Consider the following 21,413-nt stretch of genomic DNA (forward strand, 5'->3'; position numbering starts at 1 on the left):
TTTCCTAAGATTGCAAACGTGATTATGATTTTGGGGTGATTGGGTTTAAAAAAAGACCGCGTCACTAGGGAATTCAAACAAGATATTCTATGAAATAAGGAGAATTTATAAGAGAAATGAGTTGGCATGACAATTGCTTATATAAAAGGCAGGATACACAAGCAAACATGAGAAGGAGAGATACTCGATGAAATATAATTTTGACCAAGAAATCCGTCGACAGGGTACAGCCTGCGAAAAGTGGGATGATCTTGAAAATCATTTTGGCGTAAAGGATGTTATTCCGATGTGGGTGGCCGATATGGATTTTCAGTCTCCACAACCTGTCATTGAAGCATTAAAACAACGTGTGGAGCACGGTGTATATGGCTACATGCTTAGGCCTGACTCGTATATGGAATCCATTGTTGGTTGGCTAAAAAGAAGACATCGATGGTCCGTTGAGAAAGAATGGATTACCCACAGCCCAGGTGTGATTCCAGCCCTATCGTTGGCGATTCAGTCCTTCACGCAGACAGGGGACAAAATTATTATCCAACCGCCTGTATACCATCATTTTGCCCGTGTGATCCAAGCGAACGGCCGTGAAATCGTAAACAACCCGCTTAAGCTTGAAAATGGGAGTTATTCCATAGATTTCGATGATCTAGAGGCAAAGATAGATTCAACGGTAAAAATGTTGATTCTGTGTAGTCCTCATAACCCAATCGGAAGGGTATGGAGCAGAGAAGAATTGACGAGATTGGGACAGATTTGTATGAAGCATAACATTCTCGTTGTGGCAGATGAAATTCATTTTGACTTTGTTTATAAGACACATACACACATTCCTTTTGCCTCTATTTCAGAAGAGTTTGCGAATCATTCTCTTACCTGCATTGCGCCAAGCAAAACTTTTAACCTGATGGGTGTACAGACGTCAAGTATCATTATTCCAAACCAGCAGTTGCGTGAAAGGTATGATCGAGAACTTAATGCATTATCCATTGGTTCGCCGAACATATTTGGCGTTGTTGCGTTAGAGGCTGCATATCGACACGGAGAAGAATGGCTGGATCAGCTCCTTGAATATTTGCAGGGGAATTTGGAGTTCACTCTGAGTTACTTCAGCAAAAACATCCCGCAAATCAAAGTCATTCAGCCTGAAGGCTCATACCTTGTATGGCTTGATTGCCGGGAATTGGGAGTTGAAGAAATGGATCAATTTATGTTGCGCCGAGCAAGGGTTGCGATGAATGAAGGGCACATTTTCGGTATGGAAGGAAAAGGGTTTATGCGACTTAATATCGCTTGCCCGCGTTCGATGTTGAAAAATGCCTTGGGTGGCATAGAAAAAGCTGTTTCCTCTTTGTGCAAAGCGTAGAAATTTATTTTATAATAAAATTATTTTATTATTTCATATAGCGCTATAGCAGAGGAGGATAATATGGCAGGCTTTATCGGCATACAGCAGTTTATTCAAGATTACGCTGAGAACACAGCAGGAATCCTTGGTCTGGATATAACCGTGCTTGATGAAAAGGGCGTTCGCATTAGCGGAACCGGCTACTATAAAGATCTCATTGGCAAAACTGCTCCGGAAGGCTCCTTTTTCAGAATGATATTGGAAACAGGGGAGCCTGGAGTGGTTTACGATGTGAAAAGAGATGAGTCGCAGTGTAGGAGTTGTAAATTCGTAAATCAATGCAAAGAACTCGCGACCATCGGGTTTCCTATTGTAAAGCAAGACAAACCAGTTGGCGTCATCGGCATGATTGGTTTTTCCCATGAACAAAAGGAGAAAATGATTATAGAATCAGAGAATCTGATACAGTTTTTACGCAATGTTAGTACATTGTTAGTCAATAAATTAGCAATGCTGGATCCTGGTAAAGAACCGGGTTGCAAAATTCAAGAAGATATCCCGATCCCCCCGAAATCTATTACTTTTGAAAACATTCTTGGTAAAGATTCCGGGCTTCAAGATGTTGTTAAAAAAGCAAGACGGATTATAAACAGCCCATCCACTGTCCTGATTAGGGGAGATAGCGGTACAGGGAAGGAATTATTAGCCAAAGCGATTCATTTTGAAAGCAAGCGCCGGATGCATTCATTTGTAGCAGTTAATTGCGCTGCCATACCTGAGAGCTTGTTGGAAAGTGAGTTGTTTGGTTATGAGGGCGGATCATTTACCGGCTCAAGTCGGAATGGGAAAATGGGAAAATTCGAATTAGCGCACAACGGAACCATTTTTCTTGATGAAATTGGAGATATGCCGCTTTTCTTGCAGCCAAAGTTATTACGGGTTTTACAAGAAAGAGAGATTGAAAGAATCGGAGGAAAAAAAGCAATCGAGATTAATGTACGGGTGATTGCAGCCACTCACCGAAACCTGGAGGAAATGGTGCGAAACGGCACTTTTCGGGAGGATTTATATTATCGTCTCAATGTCCTCCCTCTCCATACCAAACCATTGAAAGAGCGGCGTGATGATATTGCTTTGTATCTCGAACATTTCATGAATAAACATTGTAAGAACATGCAAAGGTACCCATTGAGACTTGACCCCATGCTGGAGCGATGGCTCATACGCTATGATTGGCCGGGGAATATACGGCAGTTGGAAAACGCTGTAGAATATATGGTCAATATGGCCGAATCAGATATTGCGGGCTTCCATGATTTACCTGACTATCTCTTTCAACAGGATCCTCTATCTGTTGAGTGTAGTGGCTTAAGTTTAGAACAAATGATTTCAGAATATGAAAAAGACATAATCCAGAGCTTTTTCCTGGCTGAAAAATATCGAGATGATAAAGAACAAATTGCCCGGGAACTAAAGATCAGCCTGTCTACTCTTTATCGCAAGCTGGAAAAGTATAAATTATGTTAACTTCATCTATTTCACTCAAGAATGCGGGAGAGTGCTTATAGCATTTTCTCGGCTGAATTGACCGAAAATTATAAAAGTATTCCATCAATAAAGAGATTTTTCAAAAGAACAGTAAGATGAGCCTGCATGCCAATTTTATTTGAACTATGAGTAAACAGGGGGATACACTATGGGGAAATTAGAAGCAGAGATAAGCAACACCCTAGAAGAGCGAAATCCAAAAGCATCATTACAAAGGAAGCTTAAATCCAGACATTTAACGATGATGGCTATTGGTGGAGCTATTGGAACTGGATTGTTTGTATCCAGCGGATCGACGATTAGCACTGCGGGGCCGGGAGGAGCGCTTGCTGCATTCATTCTGGTCGGTATCATGGTCTATTTTGTCATGAATAGTTTAGGAGAGCTATCGGCCTTCTTACCGGTCCCAGGGGCCTTTGACATCTATGCCTCAAAGTATATTGATCCTGCGTTAGGCTTTGCGTTAGGTTGGAACTATTGGTATACGACCGCGATAACGGTTCCTGCAGATTTGGTGGCCTCTACTCTTATTATGAAGTATTGGTTTCCAGACGCACCTTCTATCTTGTGGAGCGCATTATTTCTGGGTTTGTTGATACTCTTAAATATTTTATCAGTCAAGGCATATGGGGAAAGTGAATACTGGTTTGCTGGTATTAAGGTCATCTCGATCATCGTGTTTCTCGTTATAGGGGTTGCCATGATTTTTGGAATTATGGGAGGACATGAGGTCGGATTCAGTAACTTTACCCAAGGGGATGCTCCTTTCCATGGCGGGCTTATATCTATCTTTAGTGTAGTGCTCATCGCCGGCTTTTCGTTCCAGGGAACTGAGGTGATTGCGACGGCTGCCGGTGAAACCGAAAATCCATCGAAAAACGTACCGAAAGCGATTAGGTCAATCTTCTGGCGAATCCTTATTTTCTACGTAATGACGATTTTTGTTATCGGTTTGATTATCCCTTATACAGATCCAAACCTGCTTAAATCCGGCGTTGAAAACGTATCTATCAGCCCCTTTACACTTGTTCTTCAGAAAGCTGGATTGGCATTTGCCGCTTCTGTAATGAATGCCGTGCTTCTTACATCTGTATTATCAGCAGCAAATTCAGCAATGTATGCTTCTTCACGCATGCTATGGGCTCTAGCAAAAGAAGGAAAGGCACCACGAATCTTTGCACGCCTTAACCGGAAGGGCATTCCCATGTTGGCCCTCTGTACAACAGCAATTATAGGACTAGTCTCTTTTTTAGCTTCCCTTTTTGGAAATGGTTCCGTTTTTATTTGGCTGGTAAACGCTTCAGCCCTTACCGGATTTATTAAATGGTTCGGGATTGCCGCTAGTCATTACCGCTTCCGTAAGGCATATATAGCCCAAGGTCGAGATCTAAATGAATTGCCGTTTAAAGCCAAATGGTACCCACTGGGCCCGGTTATCACGCTGTTATTTTTTGTGGTTTTCATTCTTGGACAGACTCTTTTTTTCGGACATCAAATTGGCTGGGCGGAAATAATGGCCACGTACATTGGTCTTCCTATTTTCTTACTTCTCTGGTTTGGTTATAAAATCATTAAGAAAACAAAAGTGGTCCCTCTTATGGAGTGTGACTTTGAGCGCAAAGAATAAGGTGGAAGGCTTGTGTAATGTAAGCGTTTTATTCAGAGGAATATTAAATTCAATTCCGTTTTACCGGAATTACAAAAAAAAAGGTGGTTTATATGATAAAAGAAACAATCATAACAAAAGAAGCCCCCAAGGCTATCGGTCCTTATTCACAAGGTATTAAAGTGGGAAATGTAGTTTACACTTCAGGGCAGCCCCCAATTGATCCTGAAACTGGGGAAATGCCTGATAATATTGAGGAGCAAACAAGGGTGTCATTGGAGAATCTTAAGAAGGTTTTAGAAGCGGCGGGATCAAGCTTACAGCAGGTAATAAAAACAACGGTTTTTTTAAACGATATGAATCACTTTGCCGTGATGAATCATGTATATGGAGAATTTTTTTCTGATAATTATCCGGCAAGAAGTGCGATTGAAGTTGCTCGTTTACCTAAAGATGCTTTTATTGAAATAGAAGCGTTCGCTATTATTTAATTATATACTTGAAAAGAGAACGTCAGATTGATATTCTCTTTTCTTTTATGTAAATATGGCCAGTCTTAAACAGAGAATACGGAGGAGTTTTAATATGAATCTAGCACAATTTCCTAGACAGCGATATACACCAACAGATACACCCATTGAGAAATTACATCATTTTTCTGAAGTTCTTGGAGGCCCTTCCATTTATGTTAAACGAGATGATATGCTTGGTCTGACGGCTGGGGGAAATAAAACAAGAAAACTGGAATTCCTTGTTGCCGATGCGTTGGAAAAAGGCGCGGATACGTTGATTACATGTGGAGGCATTCAATCAAATCATTGCCGCTTGACACTAGCTGCTGCCGTTAAAGAGAAAATGAAATGCATCCTTGTATTGGAAGAGGGCCTTTCAAAAGAGTCAGAGCCGGATTTTAACGGTAACTATTTTCTCTATCATTTATTGGGCGCTGACCAAATTATAGTTGTACCTAATGGATCGGACTTAATGCAAGAAATGCAGAAAGTGGCTAAAGAGGTGACAGAGAAAGGACATCGACCTTACATCATTCCCGTTGGGGGATCCAATGTCATTGGTGCAACGGGATATGTTGCATGCGCTCAGGAGATTTTAGCACAGTCCTTTGAGCAAGGCATTGATTTGAAAACAGTTATTTGTGTAAGCGGCAGTGGGGGAATGCATGCTGGTTTGGTTGCAGGATTTCAAGGAAACCAAAGTGGAATATCAGTAATTGGCATAAATGTAAGCAGAGGAAAAGCTGAACAAGAAGAGAAAGTTTTTCAGCTTGTTAGAGAAACTACAACACACATCGGCATACAAAATGAGATCCCTCGCGAGGCAGTTACGTGTTTTGATGAGTATGTCGGACCGGGTTATGCTCTGCCTACACCTGAAATGGTGGAAGCAGTCAAGCTAATGGCAAGAACAGAAGGGATTTTGCTGGATCCGGTATATACGGGTAAAGCGGCAGCGGGACTCATTGATTTAATCCAAAAAGGCACCTTTAAGCCGGAGGATAACATCCTATTTGTTCACTCTGGTGGTGCTTCATCGCTATACGCGAATACTTCTCTCTTTTATTGAAATCTGATTATTATATGGCGATAGTGTGAATCAAAAAAAAATAAAATAGAAGGCCAAGTAAATATCCGGTTCTGGTTCTAAGATGCCTTTATTTGAAAGAGGTATTTAGAATCAGTCTCATGCAGCCATACCAAATAGTTGATGAATGAACTTCATCTGATTTGGAATAGACTTGAAAAATGCTTTCTCCTGCTGTGGGATAGAATCTGATGAAAATTATCTCGTAATTGGACTATTAAATAAGGTTTATTATTTTTCATTGGTAAAAATGAGCTGGACGAAAATTTCCGGCTCATTAGAACATGGTTTTTAAGAAAACATTCACCATAATGTACATGTCCTTTCCTTCCATATATTCAGTTTTCAGTCGCTGGTTCAATCCCATCGTCTTCCAAAAGAAAAGCTCCATTTGGCTAAGCGGCTTACAGCTTAACCAATGGGGCTTTTTAAAGTATATGTGAGATATCCTTTTTTGAAAATTATATTCAGCTGTTAAAAATATATAATTGATATACGTTTTTTCTTTGTTTGGCATTTTATCAACAAATGGAGATTACATACGGAAAAACAGTTGTTTTTTTCTTTTCATCAAATTCTAAAAGTCTCATCCAATAATTGATAAATGACAAGCATTAGAATGGCATCGTTCCCTGTTGCTTTGTATTTAACTTGCTGTTCTATTCCAAAATAATGGCCATTAACCGTCATCAACATCTAATTGTAATCATTTACAAGTTCATCTCATAATAGTGGACCGCTAGACCCTACAGCAATAGATTTATTCTTTTGAACCTAAGGATAAATAATATGAGAAGGGATGATATGGGTTTATCTTTTGGCGATCTAAAAATTCTTTTGACCATTCTGTCCGGTTTGAAGATTTTCCATATTAATAAAAATAAGTATTCATAGCTTCCCTTCCTTAACAGGTGCGTAAGAGACAATCCCTTAGGCGAAGACCCATATTAGTTTATTCAGTCAAAATGAAATTTCCTCGTTTTTTCAGTTTTAATGGGCCACTGGGGTTTATAAATACTGAAATTCAATGTATGGGAACGAACTTACTTCTCAATTCCTCTTCCGTTACTTCGATCTTTCCTTTCAAATCTTCAGCCAGTAATACATAACTTTTCACACCAATGAATTCTGAATGTGATATTAAAAAGAACTTTGTTCCCTTCTTATACGCAGAAGGATCATCTTCAATCAACTTAAACATTTTCATCCTTTTTCCACCTTGGATATCATAAATTCGTACCGCATGTATTCATAACTACCTATGGAGTAGACGTAATAGCTTTGAACAAGTTGAAAAGGAAATAGGTCACTACTAAGATACAACTTCTTCTTTCCACTTTTTATATCATTGATATTTATGAGCGGTCAACTATTTTTACTGGTAGATGCAAGAACCCGCGGGCATTGTCATTTGTTTGCGAATTATGAGTATTCCTAACTTTCTGTGGAACTGCCTATCGTTGAATGTTAAAATTCAGATGGAAAACAGTGTTTCATGATACATAAGAAAGAGAAAAGAGAGGCATTGTAAGAGCTCTCGAAAAGTGATTTTGGAAGGTGTGGAAATATTGAAACCAATCATATTCGATGTTGATACTGGAATTGATGATGCCATGGCAATGGCGTATGCTTTAAATTCCCCAGAATTGGAATTGCTCGGATTCACCACTTGCTTTGGTAACGTACCCGTTGTTGAATCGACCCGCAATACACTTGCCGTTTTGGAGAAATTAAATAGGCGCATTCCGGTTTTTGAAGGTGCTGACCAAACTTTGGTGCGCGGAAGGAAGAAGAAATATCCCAAGCATGTTCATGGGGAAGACGGGTTAGGAAATACCCTTCAGTTTGAACCGAGTATCAAAGCTTCACAAGGAAATGCAGTAGATTTCATTATCGATCAAGTGAAAAGCCGACCGCATGAAATTACGGTCATTGCAGTGGGTCCACTGACTAACATCGCATTGGCGATTAAAAAAGCCCCAACGATCATGTCCTTGGTAAAAGAGGTCGTTATTATGGGCGGTGCCGTAAACGTACCAGGAAATGTAACGCCCTATGCTGAAGCGAACATAATATCAGATCCTGAGGCAGCTGATCAGGTATTTGCTTCAGGGCTGCCAATCACCCTAGTTGGGCTTGATGTGACACTGCAAACATACCTACTGAAATCGAAGCTTGATGATTGGCGTGCCACTGGTAAGGAAAGCGCCAAATTTTTAGCGGAAATGACCGATTATTATATGAAAGCATATGAAAACTCCCATCCAGGTTTAGGCGGTTGTGCCCTTCACGATCCGCTTGCGGTCGGGGTTGCGATTGATTCCAGTTTTGTGAGTACAGAATGGATGAACGTCAAGGTGGTGACCGAAGGTGAAGAAACAGGCAGGACAATCGGTCAAAAGGCTGGCGAACCTAGGATCCGCGTCTGTACGAATGTGGAAAGTGATCGGTTTGTGAAACATTTCTTGGAACGGGTTATATGAGGACTTGGTCATTTGATAAGGTCATTGACTAAACAACGTAATTGAAATCATGTATAAGGTATAAAGGCTATCACTTTTCCAAAAACCTTTGGGAAGAGATGGCCTGTTTCTATTGGATAAATTGATTCTCGCTATATGTCGTATTCTGCTGTAGCTGAAGTAAGTAGGAGGCCGAAAAAAGCGGAGTCAGGCCACAATATATTTTGTTCAAAAAAAAGGACGTCCGAATGAACGGAGGACCTTTTTTACGATCAGTATGGAAACGATTTAATTTCTGACTTTAATCAAACGTTTGATTAATTTCTAGAAAAGAAAGTCTAAAGTCTCTATTATTTTGGTGGAAACCATATTATTGGATAACGATTAAGGAATATTGGGTATAAAGAACTTTTTTTACCATGAAAAAGTAAAATGTTAAAAATTAATTAAAAAGCGGGTTTAAAGATTTGGGAAAACAGGTACATAGACTTTCATAATGCCATATTTAGGTTTTTTTGCATAATCATAATTTCCCATTTTTCGACTTTGCACTTATTTATATGGCAGAAAATGTATGGTTCCATTAAAATGTAATATATAAGATAAAAGGAGGATTTTTCTATGTCACAAATTCGCGTAACACCTTCGGAACTGAAAGATGTAGCTAGACAATATGATAATGAGAGCCAACAAGTAACGGATATGATTGGTCGTTTAGATAGAATGAGAGATCATTTAACTGGTATTTGGGAAGGTTCTTCCAGTGAGGCTTTCGTAGGTCAGTACGAAGAATTAAAGCCTTCATTCATGGATATGGCTCGCTTGTTGAATGAAGTTTCTCAACAATTGAATAAATCAGCTCAAATCCTTGAAGACACAGATAATCAGATTGCTAGTCAAATTCGCGGATAATCATTAGGTCAATGAGATAAAGAATTTTCTAGGAAAAAGCGCCGCGACTCTTTTTGAAGATCGTGGTGTTTTTTTGCTTTAAAAGAGGTGGTTTCCATATATATTCAACTGACGATCGATTTAAACAGGTATACAGGGGAAGTGTTTGATTTGCAAGTGTCAAATTACCGCTCCATCAAGAAGGTTGTGGAAATAATATGGCAGGTAAAGGATATTGACAGTGCACCTAAAGAAGGCTATTGGGTGCGGGTCCAGAATAAAGAGTTCGTATGTTCAGGTTATGAAACCCTGCTTGATAGCGGAATTACGACGGGGGACCGCCTTGAGATCCTCTAATGGATTAAGTGCGGACTCTTTATAGGAAAAAAGTCTAAAGCCCTTTAGCAGGGGTAAAGGAGTTACATAAAATGGATGAGAAACCATATCTGGAGAAAAAAACAGAAGCTGCAATGATGAAGGATGATAAGGGTTATTCGTTCGTTTTCCAACGGGCAAAACTAACGATGCAAGACCCACTGGAATTACAGCTTATTCATGAAGCGGATGATGCTCTCCAGAAACATATAGAAGTGACAGAGGACGAGGTGCAGATCAGAGTAAATCCACCAGCCTCTTTTTTTGTTTTTTCCAAAGCTAAAGATAAAAATCCATTGAGTAGATGGTTATCGTCTTATCAAATCTTGAAGAAAATCAGGAATCATGAATTGAGTCGCCTGCAACTAGTCGTCTGTCCAGAAAATATCGTTTTTGATTCAAGCTTGGCCCCATATTTCCTGCATTATGGCGTAAAAGACAGTTTGCCTCCTTATGAGCATAATCAAGATGAGCTATTTAAAGAAACGAAGGCAACCATTTCTGCGCTTGTGGATGGGCAGTATACATTCGAAGAGTATTTGCTTTACCATAAAACACTAAAACTATCGAACGAATCACAAAGTATATTGGCATCGGGGACTTGGGATGAACTTTCCACGGTCATTCAAAATCGGATAGATGCTTTAGAGAAGGAAGAAAAAGCATTTGTGCATATCCCTGAAAAGAAATGGAAAACGGGCCGTTATACACTTTGGGGTACGGTGATCGTTCTAGTGCCACTGCTCTGGTTTACGATTTACACACTATTCTTCTCCCAACCTAAGCAGGATGCATATGTAGAAAGCGGTGAAAGCTTTTTAAAACAAAAATATAGTGAAGTCATTGACCGGTTGGAAAACTACGATCCGAAAAATATGCCGTATGTCGTTCAATATGAACTGGCGAAATCCTACGTCACTTATGAACCGTTGGAGGGAGTAGCTAGGAAAAATGTAGAAAATGCAATCACATTGCAGACCGATAGCCAGTATCTCCTATATTGGATCTATATAGGCAGGGGCATGAACGAGGACGCGATCGATTTGGCGAGAATCATGGAGGATCGCGAATTAATTACATATGGTCTGTTGAATCAGAAAGAACAAATCAAGTTGGACGATAACCTTTCTGGGGAAGAAAAGGAAACGCAAATTAAAGAAATCGATACTGAGTTGTCCGAATATGAAAAGGAACTAAAGGAATTGAAAAAGCAATTGGAGGAACAGCAAGATCAGAACCCTGCTGCAACAGAGTCCAATATAGAGGATAAAGGCGCAGCGGAAGCAAAACCTGCAGTAAAAGAAGAAGAAGCGGAAAACGAAGCTGCTTCTGGCGGGAAAGAGGACAGTAAGGATTCCTCCAATAAATCATCTGAAGAAAAAGAGAAAAGCAAAGAGTGAGCAATGGGCCTTTTGCGGAGGTGAGATTTAATGAGTTTATTATGGATTTATTCTAAGGAAACCTACCAATCCTATACGATCAAGGATGATCATAACGGTCCAATTACGATTGGGCCATCAAAACAGGATACGATCACCGTTTATTCCATTCCCTTTGAACATGGTCCTATCAAGCTGGAAAAACATGAGGGACTTGATGGATATGGGGTTTTTAGAGAGGACAAGAAACTTGGCGATGTAAAGCTATTCCAAAGCTTCACCTTTCATGAAGGAGAAGAAACGGTCGAGATTTTTTACACGGCAGGGGAATTGGAAGAAAGCCTCTATTATATAGGCAACTTGAAAGAAATCACTTTATCGGCCAAGGTGGGTGCGACTTTCCGTAAAGAAGGACCAGTTTCCGGCAATGGCTTTTCCTTTGTGCTTCATAAAGGGCAGTGGTATCTCATGCCAAAGGAAAACAGGATTTACCTGAATGGTGAAAGGGTAACGAAGGCTGTTCCCATTCAAAATGGTGATCTGATTTGCTGGCCTAATATGGCGCTGAGGTTGATTGAAGGCGACTTATTGATGATTCATAGTGCCGAGAGTTATGAAACTTCTTTATCTAAAATGAAGAAGCCAATCTCTGAAATGAAAAAAAACTATCCACAATATCGCCGGACACCAAGGATGATCTACGAATTGCCGGATGAGAAAGTGACGATATCTTTTCCGAGCCAGGAATCGGAAGATAATAATAGAGGGTTATGGCTAATCCTTATGCCTCCCTTAATGATGCTAATTGTCATGGGAGTCATCACGATGATTCAGCCTCGGGGAATTTTCATCATCATATCGATTGTGATGTTCACAACGACTTTAGTTACCTCGACGGTACAATACTTTAAAGACAAAAAGAAGCAAAAATTCAGAGAAGAAAAACGTCAACGTGTATATACCAGGTATTTAGAGCAGAAGAGGGAAGAACTGCAAGAGCTGTCTGAAAAACAAAAGAATGTGCTGTTCTATCATTACCCTTCCTTTGAAAGGATGAAGCATTTAACTGATAGTATTAGCGACCGTATATGGGAGCGGACTTTGGATAGTGAAGACTCTCTGCACTTTAAGATCGGAACGGCGACCATACCCTCAAGTTATCAGGTGTCGGTAAATAGTAGCGATATGTCCAATCGGGATATAGATGACTTACTTGAGCAGTCACAGGAACTTGTGGATGTATACAAAAACCTGGATGATCTTCCGTTATTCATCGATTTATCAAACGGATCGATGGGACTGGTCGGAAAGGAATCGATTGTTAAACGGGAGCTGCAACAACTGATTGGGCAACTGGCCTTTTTTCATAGTTATCATGATGTTCGATTTGTGGCCATTTTTCCGGAAAAGGATTACCAAGAATGGGAATGGATGAAATGGCTCCCTCATTTTCAATTGCCGCATGCATATGCAAAAGGCTTTATATATAATGAGCAATCACGTGACCAGCTACTGACCTCGATTTATCAGCTATTGAGGGAAAGAGATTTGGATGAAAACAAAGGGAAAGTGAAATTCACTCCCCACTTTGTCTTTATTGTCACGGATCGTAATTTAATTGCGGAGCATGTCATATTGGAATATTTAGAAGGTAAAACAGACGATTTAGGTATCTCGACGATTTTTGCAGCAGATGCAAAAGAGAGTTTGACTGAAAATGTTCATACGCTTGTGAAGTATATAAATGATCTTGAAGGTGAAATTCTCATCCAGCAAACGAAGGCTGTTCATACTCCTTTTAAACTTGATGCATATTCAAAAGAAGGAAATGAGCGATATGCACGTACGCTGCGTTCGCTAGATCATCAAAAAGGCATGAACAATTCCATACCAGAAACGGTATCATTTCTGGAATTATTGAAAGCCCGTGAAGTGGAAGATCTGCCTATCAGCCAAAACTGGCGGACCAATCAGTCTTCCAAATCCTTGGCAGTTCCCATTGGATTGAAAGGGAAAACGGATAGGGTTGAATTGAACTTGCATGAAAAGGCGCATGGCCCCCATGGATTGGTTGCTGGAACGACAGGATCGGGGAAAAGTGAATTACTGCAAACCTACATCCTATCATTAGCCGTTCATTATCATCCACATGAAGTTGCCTTTTTGCTCATTGATTATAAAGGTGGGGGAATGGCACAGCCATTCAGGCAGATTCCGCATCTGCTAGGAGTCATTACGAATATTGAGGGAAGCAAGAACTTCAGTGCCAGGGCACTAGCCTCCATCAATAGCGAATTGAAGAAACGCCAGCGCATGTTTGATCGATACGAAGTCAATCATATCAACGATTACACGGATTTATACAAAGAAGGCAAAGCGGATGAACCGTTACCGCACTTATTTTTGATATCAGATGAGTTTGCGGAACTTAAAAACGAAGAACCAGATTTCATTCGCGAATTAGTGAGTACGGCTCGAATTGGACGGAGCTTGGGAGTTCATTTAATTCTTGCTACACAAAAGCCAGGCGGTGTAATTGATAACCAGATTTGGAGTAATGCACGTTTTAAAATTTCCTTGAAAGTGCAGGATGCCAATGATAGTAAGGAAATTCTTAAAAATAGCGATGCGGCAAATATTACTGTCACCGGACGAGGATATTTGCAGGTAGGAAATAACGAGGTTTATGAATTGTTCCAGTCTGCGTGGAGCGGTGCACCATATTTAGAGGATACGGTTGGATCTGAGGATGAAGTGGCACTTGTTACAGACCTCGGTCTGGTTCAAATCTCAAATGTATCGGAACAGATCACTAATAAGAGGAAAGAAAAGATTAGTGAAATTGAAGCTGTGGCGGATCGAATTGTGGCGACACAGGAAGAAATGGAGATTAAGAAGTTGGCAAGCCCATGGCTGCCGCCTCTTTCAGATCGTTTATCGAGAAACACTGAAAGAAGCCTGACGAGGAATCAATTTCACCTGGGAATGAAGGATGAGCCCGAATTTCAGAGCCAGACAAATTATGTCTATAACTGGATTGAAGACGGGAATGTCGGGGTTTTTGGTTCTTCCGGATACGGCAAGTCAACTACCGTTTTGACACTTCTCTTTAGTTTTGCAGATCAATTCAGTCCTGAAGAACTGCATTATTATATTTTCGATTTCGGAAATAGCGCTTTACTGCCAATGCGCCAGCTGCCTCATACTGGGGAATACTTTAGGTTCGATGAGTTAAGGAAAATTGAAAAATTCATGTTATTCATGAAGGCGGAAATGGAAAGGCGTAAGCAGCTTTTTTCAGAAAAGGAGCTTAGTAACATAAAGCTTTATAATGCATTAGTGGAAGATGAATTGCCGATTATTTATATCGTGGTCGACAATTTTGACTTAGTGAAGGATGAGTTGCAGGACCAGGAAGCGCAATTCGTTCAGTTTGCACGTGATGGACAATCACTTGGAATATTCATGATTTTAACGGCAACGAGAATCAATGCGATTCGCCAGCCGTTAATGAATAGTCTTAAGACGAAGGTCGTCCATTACTTAATGGACAGTTCGGAACAATATTCAGTTTTGGGGAGAACCCCTTATGAAAATGAACCTGTTCCTGGTAGAGCGTTGGTGAAAAAGGACCAAACCTATCTCACGCAGGTTTATTTACCAGCCGATGGAGCGGATGATATAGCCGTTTTGGAAGAAATGAAACAAGCCGTTGCAGTACATAAGGTTAACTATAAGGAAATGGCTAAACCGCCGGCGATTCCGATGTTACCGACACGTCTTGATTCCAGCAGCTTCAAGAGTTACTGCTCACAAGCCATTAAGAAGGATTCCCTTCCAATTGGGCTTTCAGAGGAAAGCGTTGCACCTGTTTTCCTGGAGTTGAATTCCAATCCATTCCTGCTTGTCGTAGGACAGTCACGTAAAGGGAAAACGAATGTCCTTAAAGTGCTCTTGGAATCGTTGCTTACACAGACAATTGGGGAAATTGGTTTATTTGACGGAGTTGATCGTGGTCTATCTTCTTATGCTTTAGAGGAGAAGGTGAGCTATGTGGAAACAAAAGATCAGATAACCGAATGGCTCGATCATATCACTGAAATATTTGAAGAACGTGAACGAAGTTATCTAGAGGCATTGGAAATGAAACCAATGAAGCAACTGGAATTCCCACGGATCATGTTTGTCGTAGATAGCATTTCAAGGATCCAACAAACGATAGACGGCAGGATCCAGGATAGGATCAGCGGTTTGATGAAACAGTACAGCCATCTTGGGTTTAGTCTGATTGTCGCTGGAAATGCCAACGACTTCACCAAGGGGTATGATTCGTTGACAACCGAACTGAAACAAGTCAGACAGGCTGTTTTGCTTCTTAAAAAATCGGACCAAAGCTTGTATACGCTCTCCTATTCCAGAAAAGAAGAAGAAATACTGCCGGGTTACGGGTATTTTGTTCTGAATGGCCAGGAGAGTAAAGTCCAAATTCCACTAAGTGAAGAAAGAAGGAGAGTGCAAGAGAGTGTCTGAAAAAATAAAACCGATGCTATTAATCGGTAAAATACTGGTGATCTTAGCGCTGCCAATTTTGTTTTTTTCTTATATTGGCCAAAATCCAATGAAAAAGACAGAAACGGCTTCTCGTGAAATCGCCATTGTAAATGAAGATAATGGCACTGAATTTAACAATAATCCCATTTACGTGGGCTCAGAGCTTGTTACTACATTGGACAAGGATTCTGAATATGAGTGGTTTGTGGTTAATAGAAGTACGGCGGAAAGTGGACTTGCAAATGAAAAGTATGATGCAGTTATATATTTTCCATCCGATTTTTCAAAGAATATTTATACCTTCGATGATGAACAGCCTGTCAAGGCGGGGATAAAATACAAGGTACAGCCTAGTTTGAATGCAGAGAACATGGAAAAGGTACAGAAGGAATTAGAGAAGACAAAGAGCAAAATGAATAAGCATATTTCAACACAGTATTGGAGCTATGTTTCCCAATCAGTCGAGGACATCCGTAAGAAGTTCGATAATGTCCTTGCTAAAGAAATCGCTTTTCAAAACACGATGTATGAGTTTTATACTCCAAGCTCGGAAAGCCTTGCTGGCGAAATCAAGCAGCATAAAGACATGCTTGAAGGAGTCTTTGCCCAGACTAAGGATGCAGGGAAAACGAGTAATGAAACAATGGATGAAATAGGAAACACTAAGACTCAAATGGCTTCCTTTGTACAAGATGTAGTATCTTTTGAGGAATATCAAAAAGCTCAAAGTATCCTTTTTGAGAAGACTTCAGTCCAAAATCAGCAGCTTGTCAGGGAGAGTGTTCAATCCTATGACAAGGTGCTGAATGAGGGGAACCAATCTATACCAGAAATTCAGCAAGGGATGAATACGAAATACAGCCTTAATGATCAAGGCATTAGTGAGAATATTGGAATCATGCAGGAGAAACTCGATTCCAGCAGTAATGAATTGGAACAATTTTCAACAAGCATGAAAGACAAACAAGTAGAACAAATTACGAAAATCACCCAAGATCAACAAAGCTCAATTGAGCAATTTAAACAATCGGAAGAGGCGGGTCTTGATAACCTTCAGTCCACCTTGCTTGTGCAAAGAGGAAATCTTGCAAGCAGCTCTGGCGAGGGGGAGGTTATTGATGATGGAACGACGCCTATAGAAGATATTGAAACGGAAACGGGAAAAGGTGAATCGGTTGCTGCACCTGAAAAGAAGGACCCGATTGATGAACTGTCGCTGCAGGTACTACTGGATCAAATCAACGGGATCAACACGGCACTTGAAAGTTTGGTGCCGGCAGAAGGAAGTGAAGGAGCTGCTGAACAAATCAATATTCTTACAGCAGAGCTTCAAGCGGAAATCAATAATCTCAGCGGAACGGTAAACGGCAGAACGGGAAATTATAATCAAGTGATAACGGAGTTTAATACACTGGTAGATTCATATAATGATCTGCTGGCGCAGTTTACACAATTACAAGCTGATTATAATGAACTCGGTACGAATTATAAGGACTTAGGTGACCAATGGAAAAAGTCACAGGAAGATATTCAAAAATTACAGGAAATCCAGAGTATGACAATCGATGAGGCGATCGCAGAAATCAAGACTCTCGAACAGTCACTTCTTGAAAAAGTGGGGGGAGAAAGGCGAGCAGTGCTGGTGAAGGCCTTTGAAAATCCTATCACCAATCGGGATTCCACTACCCTCCTTGCCTATTACGGTTCACTTTCATCTTATGGTGAATTGGCTGATAGAGTCACGGAAGCAAATGTAGATAAGGTATTTGCAGCCAATATAAAAGAATTAGAAAACCTGAAAAATGGGGTTTCCGGAAACGTAGATGAAGAAGCGAAACTCGTTAAAGCCAGTTTAGCGGGAGTCAATGAGAACTTCGGGATGTTCTCAGATTCCATTATGGGTTATATGAAAGAATATGATGCTAACGTTGCAACGGGTCAGAAAGCTACTTTAGCTGAATTAGCGGCAATTACCGGGAAGGCTCAAGAAGTGTCTGCCAATTTGTCAGATCATATGGAAGTTCCTGAAATGGAGGCCGAACCGGCAGTTAACCTTGATGGAGAAATGTTTGTATCACTTCAAGACAATACGGCAACAACTGTCGGCTTCATTTCCGACCTTGTCAATTCTGTAGCGGAACGACAGGACACGGTCACGAAGGATACAGCAGACCTGCAAGCGAAAGTGGGGTCAGTACAGGAAAGGGCCGATCAGCTAAATGATAATTGGTCCCAAAATGTAGACTCAACCGTAAAAATCAAGACGGACGTATATAGTGTCTTGAATAACACACTAGTCGATGATCAGCAGAACGGGTATGTGTACGAATATTTAGCGAATCCCGTACAAATCAGCGGGGAAGTCCTTCATCAGGAAAAGGTTAATATCCCACCGATTGTCATGTTGGTGATCATACTCATTTCTGGGTTATTGATCGGTTTCTTCCTGCATCATTATGAAACCATTCCAATGATGGTCCATGCGGCCTTGTTTACCTTATTGAATCTGATCGTAGGTTTAATCATTAGCATGTATGGTTTGAAGATCTATCCACTGGGAGATATGCAGGAGATTAAATGGACCGCTTTCACCGTCCTGCTTTTATTCTTCTGTTCAGCGTTTACCCGACTTGCCTTCTCGATTGGGCCGTTTGTCGGTGCTATCCTGGTGATTGGTTTGATCAGTTTCTTTACCATTCCATTATTGGATTTAATCATGCCTAATTTCAATGTAGATCACCCGGTTGCAGACGTATACATGTCCATTCAATTCGGTGATCAGTCGGCATTCATTCCGGCTAGTATCATCTTGATTGTGCTGACGCTTATCGCAACGATCATTCCATATATAGTGAAGCGTCTTACAGAAAGAAGAGCAATGGCCCATGAAGTGGAATAAATACGTAATGCCTGTCTTGCTTATCCTGTTTTTTAGCCATGCACCTCATGGCGGGGCGGAAGAGGAACCCATGGTGGAGCCCAATGAATATCAAGAAAAGGATATTGATATTCAAACGGAGTATTTCCATGAAGAAGGATTGTTGGAACAGAAGCGGGAACTGCCTGAAGAACAAAAGGACCTTACTTTTGAAAGAGGGAAATATGATGTCATTGACTCGGTGAAGGACTCACTGTTTCTGTCTCCGGTAACGGAGAATCAAAATAATACCATCGCTTCAAAATCAGAACAGCTTGGATTATTCTCGGAGGCCAGCATTCGAACGAGAAGCGAAGAAGAAACAGAGCCTTCCCTTAATTTTGACTTGACGATATTGCTCGGCATCGTTTTGGCACTTTTGGTCGTTTGTTTGTTTTTTATCCTCATTCCGAAAATGGGGAAGCTGAATGGAGAGGTTAAACGAAAATGAAAACAGCCCGATTCCTGGCATAAGTCAGGAATCGGGCTGTTTTTGCTACATATCCAGAACGGTTTTAATAAGCCCTAAAAGAAGGGCAGCTGCGAATATCAAAATAAAGAATTTTTTATACATGATCAGTACCTCTTATATCTTATGAGTGGATTGCAATCATTTTAGCATAAACAAGACAGAAAAGAAGTTTACTTAAGAATATACAGATCAAAAGGGCGTGGCTTCATTGCCCTAAAGACCGGAGCGGGAAAGGAAGAGGATGCGCCATTGGCGCATCCTCCTTTCGTATTATTTGAACAAGTCAGGATAAACAGTCTTTGCTGCGAGTTCAACAGCTTCCCCGATCCTTGGTCCAGGACGTGACATGACATTTTCATCAAGCAAATGGACGTCATCGTTCTTCACCGCATCGATATCTTCCCAGCCTTTACGTGATTTAATTTCACCAACAGCATCATCTGTATACGTGGCAGTGGTGATGATGGATTTAGGGTTCCTTTTGACGATCTCTTCATCAGATACCTTAACCCAGCCTTTTTGGTCATCAAAGATGTTTTTAATGCCGGCAGTATCCAGGATTTCATGTTGGAATGTTTCAGCTCCTGCTGTATAGATTTCTGGAGCAGGGCTAATTTCAAAGTATGTTTGTTCCTTTTCATTTAAAGTTTCCACTTTTTCTTCGACACTTGCAATTTGGGATTTGATATCTTTCACTAATTCATCCCCTTTTTCGGCAACACCCATCACTTTAGCAATCTGCCCGATATCACCGTATACATCATCGAAATTTGCCGCAGATTTAATGATGAACACAGGGATGCCGGCATCTTCGAGTGGTTTCAGTGTCGCTTCATCACCAATGGTATAAGCTATGATGGCATCAGGTTTCAAGGCAATGATTTTTTCTGCATTGATATTAACAGAGTCAGAAACATGTTCGATATTCTTTGCTTCCTCTGGATAATTATCGAAGTCTGTCACACCAACGACTTTATCACCCTGTTCAAGGGCAAATAAAATTTCCGTATTGCTTGGCTGAAGTGAAACGACTTTTTCCGGGATTTTCTCGAATTTTATTTTCTTACCAGTATCATCCGTAACGGTATAGTCCTTGATTTCTTCGGCCTTCTTAGTATCTTTATTATCCGGTGCGGCTTGATCATCGTTTACTCCGCATCCGGAAAGGAAAAGGGTAAGCATCAGCATGGAAATCCAACTGAATCGTAGGGTTCTCTTCATTATTTATTCCTCCGTTTTCGTTTTCGTGGGTTTGGTTGGGTATGATTTACTTATAAATGGAATCTCCTCGATCCCCTGTTGCTTATTGACGTAGACTGCCATCGCGAATAATACATTTGCAAGCAAGTGAGCGTAATCAAATAGAATTCCTGGAATTTCCCTCTCCAGACTTACCTTGTGTAAAGCACGCACGGACTTTTTGGCTTCACTTCGGCAAGTATGCAAAGTACATGCTGCGGTTGAGCCTTGTGGAAGGACGAACGTTTCGATTCGATCTTTCACTTCAGCGACATACCGGTCGTAGATTGCACTTAAACGGTCGAGATCATCGCCGGTAATGGCTAATTTCCCACGAACTGAACCATTTAAATGGTAAGCCATGGGCAACAGTTCCATTAAGTCACGGTATACTTCGGGGACATCCTCAGTAAGCGAGGCGGCCAAGCCGATTTGTGTCGTCAATGAGTTTGTACGGATTTCAAAATCGACGGTTGATACGGTCGCATGTATGGGTAGCATAAAAAACGAAAGTCTTTCTTTGCCATAACTCTTCCTCCTTTTTCGTATTGGGTGAATGACCTCCGTATTGCTTTTTCCAGCAAAACAAATAGCCGACCAAGAGGTTTGGTCGGCTTCGGGCATCTATGTATCTGTAGTAGAAAAAAGATGGGAGAGCCGTACAATCTCCTATCTTCCGAAGAGCATAATACGATGAATGAAGGCAGGTCTCCTGGCTTGTGCGTCATTTTACTCTAAGAACCTTCCCATTTGGGTTAAATGGACGGTAATCGGCATACGATTACCGTCTTCAAATAGTGGTATGCATCTTATTTCATTAGCACTTACAGTTGCGGAAACAGCTTCGGTTTTAAACCGAATTCCCTATTAAGCTGACAAGGCAGCACCTTTTTCTGCAAGGTTCATATTCACTTAGCAACAGTTTACCATACCTTTTTCATTAAGCCGCATTAATATTTTTAGACAAATTCGTTTATGGTTTACCGAATATCTAGTAAACTTACAATGTAAGGTTTAATTGGATCTTAA

General features: G+C 40.7%; 15 protein-coding genes, 1 pseudogene and 1 riboswitch. Of the genes and pseudogenes, 12 read left to right on the top strand and 4 right to left on the bottom strand.

The window, feature by feature from the left end:
- Positions 1-187: 187 nt before the first annotated feature.
- The 5 genes from NYE63_RS02145 to NYE63_RS02165 all read left to right on the top strand — a co-directional run bounded on the left by NYE63_RS02145 (position 188) and on the right by NYE63_RS02165 (position 6,080).
- Positions 188-1,363 carry a MalY/PatB family protein gene (locus tag NYE63_RS02145; RefSeq protein ID WP_342603900.1) on the top strand — a complete coding sequence of 392 codons (1,176 nt, stop codon included), beginning with the start codon at positions 188-190 and terminating at the stop codon, positions 1,361-1,363.
- 63 nt (positions 1,364-1,426) lie between these two features.
- On the top strand, positions 1,427-2,872 hold the full coding sequence (locus NYE63_RS02150) for a sigma 54-interacting transcriptional regulator (RefSeq protein WP_342603901.1): 1,446 nt from the start codon (positions 1,427-1,429) through the stop codon (positions 2,870-2,872).
- A 169-nt stretch (positions 2,873-3,041) separates the two neighbouring features.
- The gene (locus NYE63_RS02155) at positions 3,042-4,520 is read left to right on the top strand and encodes an amino acid permease (RefSeq protein WP_342603902.1); all 1,479 of its coding nucleotides are present in this window, start codon (positions 3,042-3,044) and stop codon (positions 4,518-4,520) included.
- Between the two features lie 92 nt (positions 4,521-4,612).
- Positions 4,613-4,990, top strand: a complete 378-nt coding sequence (locus tag NYE63_RS02160) for a RidA family protein (RefSeq protein WP_342603903.1) — start codon at positions 4,613-4,615, stop codon at positions 4,988-4,990.
- A gap of 94 nt (positions 4,991-5,084) precedes the next feature.
- Positions 5,085-6,080 (top strand): D-cysteine desulfhydrase, encoded by a 996-nt coding sequence (locus NYE63_RS02165; protein WP_342603904.1) that lies wholly within the window; start codon positions 5,085-5,087, stop codon positions 6,078-6,080.
- 588 nt (positions 6,081-6,668) lie between these two features.
- Here NYE63_RS02165 and NYE63_RS02170 read toward each other — a convergent pair.
- Together NYE63_RS02170 and NYE63_RS02175 are read right to left on the bottom strand one after the other, a co-directional pair.
- Entirely contained in the window at positions 6,669-6,794 is a 126-nt protein-coding gene (locus NYE63_RS02170) for a hypothetical protein (RefSeq protein ID WP_342603905.1), read from the bottom strand.
- Between the two features lie 328 nt (positions 6,795-7,122).
- The gene (locus NYE63_RS02175) at positions 7,123-7,305 is read right to left on the bottom strand and encodes a hypothetical protein (RefSeq protein WP_342603906.1); all 183 of its coding nucleotides are present in this window, start codon (positions 7,303-7,305) and stop codon (positions 7,123-7,125) included.
- A 361-nt stretch (positions 7,306-7,666) separates the two neighbouring features.
- Here NYE63_RS02175 and NYE63_RS02180 point away from each other — a divergent pair, with 361 nt between their 5' ends.
- The 7 genes from NYE63_RS02180 to essA all read left to right on the top strand — a co-directional run bounded on the left by NYE63_RS02180 (position 7,667) and on the right by essA (position 19,124).
- Positions 7,667-8,581, top strand: a complete 915-nt coding sequence (locus tag NYE63_RS02180) for a nucleoside hydrolase (protein ID WP_342603907.1) — start codon at positions 7,667-7,669, stop codon at positions 8,579-8,581.
- A gap of 600 nt (positions 8,582-9,181) precedes the next feature.
- Positions 9,182-9,472: a WXG100 family type VII secretion target gene (locus tag NYE63_RS02185; protein WP_034306171.1), complete on the top strand. Its 291-nt coding sequence runs from the start codon at positions 9,182-9,184 to the stop codon at positions 9,470-9,472.
- 96 nt (positions 9,473-9,568) lie between these two features.
- Entirely contained in the window at positions 9,569-9,808 is a 240-nt protein-coding gene (locus NYE63_RS02190) for an EsaB/YukD family protein (RefSeq protein ID WP_342605665.1), read from the top strand.
- 71 nt (positions 9,809-9,879) lie between these two features.
- Positions 9,880-11,226, top strand: coding sequence for a type VII secretion protein EssB (gene essB / locus NYE63_RS02195; protein ID WP_342603908.1), 1,347 nt, complete (start codon positions 9,880-9,882; stop codon positions 11,224-11,226).
- Positions 11,227-11,256: 30 nt separating this feature from the next.
- Positions 11,257-15,735, top strand: a complete 4,479-nt coding sequence (gene essC / locus NYE63_RS02200) for a type VII secretion protein EssC (RefSeq protein ID WP_342603909.1) — start codon at positions 11,257-11,259, stop codon at positions 15,733-15,735.
- Entirely contained in the window at positions 15,728-18,655 is a 2,928-nt protein-coding gene (gene esaA, locus NYE63_RS02205; protein WP_342603910.1) for a type VII secretion protein EsaA, read from the top strand. Before essC ends, esaA begins: the two co-directional genes overlap by 8 nt.
- The gene (essA, locus tag NYE63_RS02210) at positions 18,642-19,124 is read left to right on the top strand and encodes a type VII secretion protein EssA (protein WP_342603911.1); all 483 of its coding nucleotides are present in this window, start codon (positions 18,642-18,644) and stop codon (positions 19,122-19,124) included. The genes esaA and essA overlap by 14 nt, the downstream gene beginning before the upstream one ends.
- A 291-nt stretch (positions 19,125-19,415) precedes the next feature.
- On the opposite strand, the gene NYE63_RS02215 is transcribed toward essA, so the two are convergent.
- Both NYE63_RS02215 and NYE63_RS02220 read right to left on the bottom strand, forming a co-directional pair.
- A complete protein-coding gene (locus NYE63_RS02215) occupies positions 19,416-20,366 on the bottom strand; it encodes an ABC transporter substrate-binding protein (RefSeq protein ID WP_342603912.1) in 951 nt (316 codons plus the stop codon).
- 3 nt (positions 20,367-20,369) lie between these two features.
- Positions 20,370-20,911: pseudogene (locus tag NYE63_RS02220) on the bottom strand (hypothetical protein).
- Between the two features lie 157 nt (positions 20,912-21,068).
- Positions 21,069-21,290, bottom strand: a riboswitch (cobalamin riboswitch).
- Positions 21,291-21,413: the final 123 nt, after the last annotated feature.

Origin of the sequence: Peribacillus sp. FSL E2-0159 (assembly GCF_038643155.1) — a bacterium.
GTDB classification, from domain to species: Bacteria; Bacillota; Bacilli; order Bacillales; family DSM-1321; genus Peribacillus; species Peribacillus simplex.